Genomic DNA, 6,479 nt, shown 5'->3' with positions numbered 1-6,479 from the left:
GCTGGTCTCGATCTCCCGCAACATCTCCACGATCGAGGCTTCGGGGAGTTCGGACAAGGTGGTGCACAGGAGCGCATCGACCGCAGTAGCCAACCCGGCTCCAGCGGTGACGCTCACTGTTCCCATCTCGTTCGAATGCATGTGCTAATTCTATCGCGAACGATCACGAAACGGAACCGAAAACAGTATCTGATCTGCGGTTATTCAGAATATATGCCTGTTCGCATTCACCCTGTTTATCCACAGCCCGCCAAACCTCCGCGTCAGCAAGTCGCGCCGGAACCTCTACGTCAGCGAACCCCCGAGGGCGGAGCCCGGTGACTGTGAGTTCGACGAACCCATGTCATCCGTCCTGCAAATGTCACATCACCCAGCGGTAGCTACACGCCCAAAACGGCGTTCAGACGGCGCGCTCCAACGGCGAAGCCCGCAGAAAAGTGGTTGACGGGCAGGCGGGACGGAGTTAGTTTCGTGCACCTCATGAGTTTCTCTTTCCAGTAATTCGCCCCGCCGCGTAGAGCTCGCTCCGCGTCGAATCTTCATCCACACGTACGCATCCGCTGGTCGGCGGTGCGCATCCGCCTGTCGGCGTGAGCTTTTCGTGTGGATTCCGTCCCATCCGGCCCTCGTACCGGGCCGAGACCAGGAGGTCTCATGCTTACCGCGCAACTCACCCTGTCCGATATCACCAAGCGCTACGGCGAGCGCATCGTTCTCGACGCCGTCAGCCTGTCCATCAAGCCCGGCGAAAAAGTGGGTGTGATCGGGGACAACGGGTCCGGAAAGTCGACTCTGCTGCGCCTGATCGCCGGCCGCGAGCGCGCCGGAAACGGCGAGATGATCGTCCAGTCTCCCGGTGGAATCGGTTATCTGGCACAGACTTCGGACCTACCCGAGACCGCGACCGTCGCCGAGTCGATCGACCTGGCCCTGTCGGATCTGCGTGATCTGGAAACCCGTATGCGAGCCGCCGAACACGCCCTGGTCGCACCGGGACCGCTGGGCCGGCGCCTGGATCGCTACACCGACCTCGTCGCACGCTTCGAAGCGCGCGGCGGCTACGAATCCGAGGCGCGGGTGGAGGCCGCGCTGCACGGACTGGGTCTGCCGGACCTCGATCGAGATCGACCGCTGGGCACCCTGTCCGGCGGCGAGCAGCGGCGACTGGCCCTCGCCGCCACCCTGGCCTCCGCACCGGAGTTGCTGCTGCTGGACGAGCCGACCAACGACCTCGACGATTCCGCCGTCGAATGGCTCGAACGGCGCCTGCGGGCGCATTGCGGCACCGTTGTCGCGGTTACCCACGACCGAGTCTTCTTGGAGCGCATCACCTCCACGATTCTCGAAGTCGACGCGGGCGCGGTGACCCGCCACGGCAACGGCTACTCCGGATACCTCAAGGCCAAGGCCGCCGAGCGCCGCCGTCAGGAATTCGAGCACCGGCGATGGCGTGTCGAACTGGCCCGCAGCAGGCACCTGGCCGACTCGAATGTGGTTCGACTGGAGGCGATCCCACGGAAACTCCCCCTCGCGGTATTCGCCGCGGGCCCCTTCCGCTCCCGTGGCCGCGACCACGGTGCGAAATCCCGAATCCGCAACGCGAAGGAGCGCGTATCCCGCCTCACCGCCAACCCGATCGCCCCACCCGCCGATCCGCTGCACTTCACCGCCGAGCTGTCGGCGTCGGTCGGAACCGGAGTGGTGGCAGGTGTGCCGACACTGTTGCCGGGCAGCATGATCGATGCTGCTGCGTCGTCGGAGTCGGAGGCGCGGCAGGATCCGAACGATCCGGCACTGACCATGCAGGGCGCCCCCGATCCGGAGCCGGTGGCCGAACTGTCCGATGTCGTTGTGGCAGGCCGCTTGCGGTTGGACGGCCTACGTCTCGGCCCGACCAACCGCCTCCTGGTGACCGGTCCGAACGGAGTAGGAAAGACCACGCTGCTGCGACTACTGGCCGGTGAACTGGCCGTGGACAGCGGATCGGTCACGGTGCGAGGCTCGGTGGGTCACCTCCGCCAGGATGAAACCCCGTGGGATGCGGACCTTACTGTCCTGCAGGCATTCTCGTCCGGAAGGGTGGGCTACCCGGACGAGCATCGGGATCGACTGCTGTCCCTGGGCCTGTTCCGCCCGGCGGACCTGCGCCTGCGCATCGGCGAACTGTCCTACGGCCAACGCCGCCGCGTCGAATTGGCAAGACTGGTAAGCGATCCCGTAGACCTGCTCCTGCTGGACGAACCCACCAACCACCTCTCGCCGGCCCTGGTGGAAGACCTCGAACAAGCCCTGGCCGCATACTCCGGCGCGGTGGTCCTGGTCACGCACGACCGCCGCATGCGCGCCCGCTTCACCGGCCACCATCTCGAACTGCCCCTCGACAAACACCCGGCGCACCCGAACCAAGCCCGCACCGCCTAGCCGCGCACCCGAACTGGCACAACTCGAGTCATGCTGCGGGACAGCCCTTCCGGCAACGCCGGCAGGGACGAGCCCGCCCACGATCGTTCACCGCCGAACCCCTCACAATCCCTCGGCCAGTGGAACATCCGGGAGTCGACAGAACTCCCGATCAAGGATGAGTGACCACGCCACAGCACTCGGCAACCCCGCAATTCCCGACCCGCCGAGTGCTCGCCCACAGCATGAGCTCGACGTCATGGGCTCGACCGATAGGGCTGCTGGCCGTTCCGATCAGCGCCATATGCGGCAATTGCGGACATTCTGCACCGCACCAGGTTCCGGCCGCCGGTGCCTCGCGTTGGCTGTTTCGGTCAGCGCGGTATGCGGCAGATGAGTGCGTTCGAGAGCGGAGAGAGGTCTGCGGGAATCGAGTGCGGTTGCGCTGCACATCTTCGTCCACGTGATCTGGCTTGTCCTGCGCCGATTGGGAACCCGCCGGATTTCGTTGGCTCTACCTGCACGACTGCGGCGATAGGCTCGCGGCGGGCGGGTCGTTCAGATTCCGCGGTCGAGCATGTCCAGGAGTTGGGTGGTGAGATGGTCGAGTTGGGCCGGCTCGAGGAAGCGCAGCGGACCATCGGCGGCGAGGTAGGCCAGTCCGTGCACGGTGGGCCAGGCGAGAAACTCTGCGCCGGAGCGCCTTTCGGGATCCAGTAGTCCGGTTTCGACCAATCCGTTGAGGGCGTCGGTGAGGAGTTCGATCGCCGATCGCCCGGTGGGCCCTGCGGAAGCGGGTTCGGCGACCGCGGACACATCGTGCTGGGTGGCGAAGGCGGTGCGGAAGAGTCCGGGTTCCTCGCGGGCGAAGCGGATGTAGCCCGCACCGACGGCGCGGAAACGGGCCCTGGCGGCGAGGGCCGGATTGTCGGTGTCCGGTATCGCGTCTTGTTCGGCGGTCATGGTCGTCGCCAACTGTGCCAGCGCGTATCGAGCCACGGCCTGCACCAATGCTTCTCGGTCCTTGAAGTGAGTGTAGGTGGCGTTCGGTGCCACGCCCGCGCGGCGTGAGGCCTCGCGCAGCACGATCGCCTGCGGCCCGCCGCCTTCTCGCGCCATCGCCACTCCGGCCTCGAGGAGAGCTTCTCGCAAAGCGCCGTGCCGGTAGGTGCTTCGGGTCGCCGGTTTGGCCGCAGTGTCACTCATATCGGATTATTTCCCCTGGTAGACGGCGTTTCTGGACGTTGTTCAGATTATAACTGGACAACGTCCAGAAGTCGTGTGTATCTTCTCTTCTGTACAGCGTCCAGATATGAGAAATCAGCACAGGAGACACCCCATGCGCACCCTGATCAGCTCCGCCTTCATCTCCCTCGACGGCGTCGTGGAGGCCCCTGGCGGCGAACCCGGCTACCGCAATACCGGATGGACCTTCAAGCACACCGAGTTCGTCCCCGAGGCTTTCGAGATCAAGGGACGCGAACAGCAGGAGGCCACCGCGATGCTGCTGGGCCGCACCAGCTACCAGGCGTTCAGCCCGGTCTGGCCGGACATGGCCGACTTCGCGGAGTACAAGGAAATGCCCAAGTACGTCGTGTCCACCACCCTCACCGACGACGACCTGGTCACCAACTGGGGCGAGACCACGATCCTGCGGACCCTGGACGAGGTCGCCGCACTCAAGCAGACCGAGGGCGGGCCGATCATCGTGCACGGCAGCGCGTCACTGAACCAGGCCCTGTCCGACGCGGGCCTGATCGATCGCTACCACCTGCTGGTGTTCCCGCTGTTGCTCGGCGCCGGCAAGCGAATGTTCTCCGGCACCGACAAGGACGCCCAGAAACTGCAGCTGGTCGAGTCCCAGGCCTATTCGAACGGCCTGCAGTTCAACGTCTTCGACGTCATCCGCTGACCATCGAACCCGAGTCGCACACCCGAACCTCTCCGAGCACTCGAAGGCAGGGCACACCTATTGCCCTGCCTTCGAATCGCTTCGCACGGCCACCCAATATCGAAGGACCACAGTGAAGATCACCGCACTGCTCGCCACCGCGACCGCCCTGGCCGCAACCGCGCTCCTCACCGCATGCACCACTGGCGCAAGGACACCCCCCTCCGCACCGGCCCCCGGCGCGTATGCCGACGTCAACGGCCTGCACATGTACTACGAGATCCACGGAACACCTTCCAGCGCACCACCATTGGTGCTGTTGCACGGCGCACTGTCCGGGATCGGCACCGATTTCGGTCAGCTCATCCCGGAACTGGCCAAGACCCGCCAGGTCATCGCCATCGAGCAACAAGCCCACGGACACACCGCCGATATCGATCGCCCGCTGCGTGAGGAGCAGATGGCTGCGGACACCGTCGCGCTGCTGCACTCGATCGGCATCCAACGCGCGGACCTGCTCGGTTACAGCATGGGTGCGGGCATCGCCCTGCAGATCACCGTCACCCACCCCGAACTGGTGCACAAACAGATCCTCGCCGCCGGCAGCCTCGACGAGAACGGGCTCCGCCCCGGACTGCTCGACGGCATCGCCGGGCTACAACCGGAAATGCTGCACGGCACCACTTTCCACAACGACTACCTCAAAAACGCGCCGCGCCCCCAAGACTTCCCGCAGCTGGTGTCCCGCATCCGCGAACACGACACCACCGCGATGCCCCGATTCCCGATCGCCGCCGTCCGCGCCGCCACTGCCCCCACCCTGACCGTCATCGGCGACTCCGACGTCATTCGCCTCGACCATGCCCTCGAAATGTTCCGCGCATTCGGTGGCGACATCCAGGGCGACACCCCCGCCGGGCTACCCAAAGCCCAACTGGCCATCCTGCCCGGCACCTCCCACCTCAGCCTCGTCCACCGCCCCGAACTCCTCCTGCCGATCATCTCCGCCTTCCTCTCCAACACCACCACCCAGTCGATCGCCTGAACAACGGCAGTGGAGTGGTCCACGCGGTTCCCGCCGCTCGCCGGTCTGCACGGCCGGCACAACGCGCAATACCTTAAATGATCTCGGCCCGCCGATTCTCCAGAAGGCGTGTTGGCCGGTTCGTTCAGGGCGATCAACGACAGATGAGTGCGTTTGTGGATGCCGCAAGACTTGACCGTCGCACCGGGCGCGGGGAAACGGTCGAAGTGTTTGTGCGGCTGGCGACTTCGCGCCTATTTCCCCGTCCAGTCGCGAATCGCGGTAATGAATTCCTCGGGTGCGTCGGATTCCACGTAGGTGCCGGCGCCCTCGACGATCACCGTTGTGTGATCGGTGAAGGTCGCCTCCAATCGCTCGCGTTCCTGGGGGCGGAAAGCGATGTCGGCGTCGCCCCAGACGATCAGAGTCGACAGGTGCGCGATGTCGGGAAGCTTGGCCTCGACCTCGGTGAAGAACTCGCGGCTGGCGAGTACGCGGCCGGGCAGCACCGCAGACGCTTGACGCCGTTCGGCGGTGTTCAATGCCCGGCGGTAGTGGTCCATTTCGGCTTCGGTGGGCTTGCGCCTGCGATGACCGGTGGGGATGAACGCATTGACCAACAAGTTGAACTGGCGGACCAGGAACCGGCTCGCCGGGTTGCCGATGATGTGCCCGAAGGCTTCGAAGTGCAGGACGCCGTTGACGGGCCAGGCCCAGGTATTGGCGAGCACGAACCGCGCGAAGACACCCGGTCGCCGCTGCGCGACCGCCAGCCCGATCAGTCCGCCCCAGTCCTGCCCGACCAGCGTGACCCCCTCCAGGGCAAGCGCATCGACGAACCCGGAGACCACCTCGGCATGTTCCTCGGGCAGATAGCGATAGCCGGTTTTCGGTGTCGAGAGCCCGAAGCCCGGATAGTCCAGCGCGACGCACCGGAAGTCCTCACGTAGCGCGGTGATCACCTCACGCCACAGAAACGACCAGGTCGGATTGCCGTGCAGGAACAACAGCGTCGGCCCCGACCCCTCATCGACGAAATGCACGGTGTGCCCGTCGATGTCGACGAAGCGGCTGTCGAACGGGAACAAGGTGTCATCGACCCAGCTCGGTCGCACGCCGCTGGTGGTATCGGCCATGGTGAACCCCCTACGCTTGGCATCACGG

General features: G+C 65.3%; 5 protein-coding genes. 3 read left to right on the top strand and 2 right to left on the bottom strand.

Features of this window, described 5'->3' with window-relative positions; translation table 11 throughout:
• Positions 1 to 654 precede the first annotated feature (654 nt).
• On the top strand, positions 655 to 2,421 hold the full coding sequence (locus tag NJ1_RS40410) for an ABC-F family ATP-binding cassette domain-containing protein (protein WP_067690850.1): 1,767 nt from the start codon (positions 655 to 657) through the stop codon (positions 2,419 to 2,421).
• A gap of 537 nt (positions 2,422 to 2,958) precedes the next feature.
• Here the strand turns inward: NJ1_RS40410 and NJ1_RS10260 are convergent.
• Positions 2,959 to 3,606, bottom strand: a complete 648-nt coding sequence (locus NJ1_RS10260) for a TetR/AcrR family transcriptional regulator (protein WP_067690848.1) — start codon at positions 3,604 to 3,606, stop codon at positions 2,959 to 2,961.
• 133 nt (positions 3,607 to 3,739) lie between these two features.
• On the opposite strand from NJ1_RS10260, the gene NJ1_RS10255 reads away from it, so the two are divergent.
• Both NJ1_RS10255 and NJ1_RS10250 read left to right on the top strand, forming a co-directional pair.
• Positions 3,740 to 4,312, top strand: a complete 573-nt coding sequence (locus tag NJ1_RS10255; protein ID WP_067690845.1) for a dihydrofolate reductase family protein — start codon at positions 3,740 to 3,742, stop codon at positions 4,310 to 4,312.
• Between the two features lie 112 nt (positions 4,313 to 4,424).
• On the top strand, positions 4,425 to 5,336 hold the full coding sequence (locus NJ1_RS10250; RefSeq protein WP_067690842.1) for an alpha/beta fold hydrolase: 912 nt from the start codon (positions 4,425 to 4,427) through the stop codon (positions 5,334 to 5,336).
• A 233-nt stretch (positions 5,337 to 5,569) separates the two neighbouring features.
• On the opposite strand, the gene NJ1_RS10245 is transcribed toward NJ1_RS10250, so the two are convergent.
• Positions 5,570 to 6,403 (bottom strand): alpha/beta fold hydrolase, encoded by an 834-nt coding sequence (locus NJ1_RS10245; RefSeq protein WP_339380958.1) that lies wholly within the window; start codon positions 6,401 to 6,403, stop codon positions 5,570 to 5,572.
• Positions 6,404 to 6,479 lie beyond the last annotated feature (76 nt).

This window comes from Nocardia jejuensis NBRC 103114, from assembly GCF_001613145.1.
Taxonomy (GTDB): Bacteria; Actinomycetota; Actinomycetes; order Mycobacteriales; family Mycobacteriaceae; genus Nocardia; species Nocardia jejuensis.
This window is presented reverse-complemented; position numbering and strand designations above follow the sequence as displayed.